1 protein-coding gene is annotated in these 2,777 nt (G+C 63.3%); it reads left to right on the plus strand.

The window, feature by feature from the left end; all coding sequences use genetic code 11:
- A partial coding sequence (locus tag AC1DVH_RS29120; RefSeq protein ID WP_477756695.1) for a peroxidase family protein occupies positions 1 to 2,777 on the plus strand: 2,777 nt, incomplete at both ends.

Raw genomic sequence — 2,777 nt, forward strand, 5'->3', positions numbered from 1 at the left:
AGGTATTCCTGCGCGCCTATGAGCTCAACGCCGCCGGCGATCCGGTCGCCACCGGCAAGCTGATCACCAATCGTGACCTGGGCGTCGATGGGCATTTCGGCACCGCTGATGACGTCGAAATCGGCGGCATGGCCACCTGGGCAATCGTCAAGGCCCAGGCCCGTGATCTGCTCGGCATCAACTTGACCGATGCGGACGTGTTCGACGTACCGCTGCTGGCGACCGATGCTTACGGCAACTTCATCAAGGGGCCCAACRGTCTCCCTCAAGTCGTGATGAAGGGCGCGGACGGCATTGCCGGCACCGCCGATGACGTGCTCGTCGAGGGTAATCGGGCTGCACCGATCAGCCTGACGAACGCTGTGCGCACCGGTCACCAGTTCCTCATCGACATCGCGCACAGCGCCGATCCAACCGGCGGCCTGACGGCTGACGCGGACACCGTCATTGGTGGCCCGCAAGCACCCGGCACCTACGACAACGAGCTGCTCGACAAGCACTACATCGCTGGCGATGGCCGGGTCAACGAGAACATCGGCCTGACTACGGTGCATTCCATCTTCCACAGCGAGCACAACCGCCTGGTTGACCAGACCAAGGAGACGGTGCTGGCCTCCGCCGACCTCGACTTCCTGAACAAATGGCTGATGCCCGACGCCCAACTGGCGGCGTTGCCGGTGACGGCGGCCGACATCGCGGCCCTGCACTGGAACGGTGAGCGGTTGTTCCAGGCCGCCAAGTTCGGCACCGAGATGCAGTACCAGCACCTGGTGTTCGAGGAGTTCGCGCGCACCATCCAGCCGCAAGTGGATGTCTTCCTGGCACCCATGGGTAACGACACCACGATCGACGCGTCGATCGTCGCCGAGTTCGCGCACACGGTCTTTCGCTTCGGCCACTCGATGCTGCTGGAGACGGTCGATCGTTTCGACCCCAACTTCAACGTCGTCGGCGACGGCAACCCGGTTGACCCGGGCAATCAACAGACCGGCCTGATCGCGGCCTTCCTCAACCCGCTGGCATTTGCTGCGAGCGGCCCGACCCCACAGGAGGCGGCTGGCGCCATCGTGCGCGGCATTACGCGGCAGGTCGGCAACGAAATCGACGAGTTCGTCACTGACGCTCTTCGCAACAACCTGGTCGGCCTGCCGCTGGACCTGCCCGCGCTCAACCTGGCGCGCGGCCGCGAGGCCGGCATTCCGTCGCTGAACGCGGCGCGGCGCGAGTTCTACCACATGACCGGCGACAGCCAGTTGACCCCCTACACGAGCTGGGCCGATTTCGTGCAGCACATGAAACACCCGGAATCGCTGGTCAACTTCATCGCCGCCTATGGCACGCATTCGAGCATCACCGGCGCCACCACGCTGGCGGACAAGCGCGCTGCGGCTGCTGACCTGGTGTTCGGCAGCGCCACGGCGCCGGCTGATCGCCTGGACTTCCTGAACAGTACCGGCGTCTGGAGCAGCAATGCCGGTGCGGACGGTATTCTGCACACCGCAGACGACGTGACCATCACCGGCCTGGACAACGTCGACTACTGGATCGGCGGCCTGGCCGAGGAAAAAATGCCCTTTGKCGGTCAGCTGGGTTCGAGCTTCAACTTTGTCTTCGAAACCCAGTTGGAAAACCTGCAGAATGGTGACCGCTTCTACTACCTGGCCCGCACCGCGGGACTCAATTTCGGCACTGAGCTTGAGAACAATTCGTTCGCCAATCTGGTAATGCTCAACAGCGACGCAACACACCTGTCGGCTAACATATTCCTGACACCGGCCTTCATCCTGGAGACCGACCCGACGCACCAGTTCAACGCAAGCGTGGTGGCCGGGCCGGATGGCATACTGGTCGACAATCCATTGACACCAGTCAATGAGGCTGCCGACAACCTGCCAGCCAACGCCGACCCCTTTGGCCCGTCGGACCATCCGATTGGCTCACCACGTATTGACCATTTCACGCCGCTGGTGATCCGCGACAACCCCGCCACAGTGGGTCTGGATACCAACTACCTGCACTACACCGGCGGCGATACGGTCGTGCTTGGCGGCACGGCCGGCGACGATATCCTCATTGCCGGCGACTCGGACGACGACACCGTCTATGGCGACGCCGGCAACGACCGCCTCGACGGCGGCTACGGCAACGACAACGTCTTTGGCGGTACCGGCGACGACATCATCACCGACATCGGCGGCAGCGACACCCTGCGCGGCGAGGACGGCAACGACGTCATCCAGGCCGGCAACTCGACCCTCGGCCTCAACAACCTGGTCTTCGGCGGCGCTGGCAAAGACTTCATCATCACCACCGAAGACATCACCATGACCTTCGCCGGCGCGGGTGACGATTTCATCCTCGGCGCCAAGGTCAACCTCGCGCCGACCGGCAACGAAGGCGACGACTGGATCGAGGGCGGCACCCAGGACGGTGCACCCGGCGATAACATGAGCCCGACATTGTCCGACGATGTGCCCGGTAACGACATCTTCATCGGCACCGGCGGATTCGATGAAATGATCGGTGAAGGCGGCGACGACACCTTCGTCGCCAGCGACGCTCAGGACAAGATGGACGGCATGTCCGGGTTCGACTGGACCACCTACAAGAATGACAAGTACGGCGTGACCGTCGACATGGTCGTCCCGTTCTTCAGTCCCTATCACCCTGTGCCCGATGCCGCGGGCAATATCGTGGGCGCGTTTGCGCAATCGGCCGATTCGGTCTATGACCGGTTCGCGGAAGTGGAGGGCCTGTCGGGGTCGRCCTTCTCCGAC

The organism is Pseudomonas sp. P4_C3, from assembly GCF_056402075.1.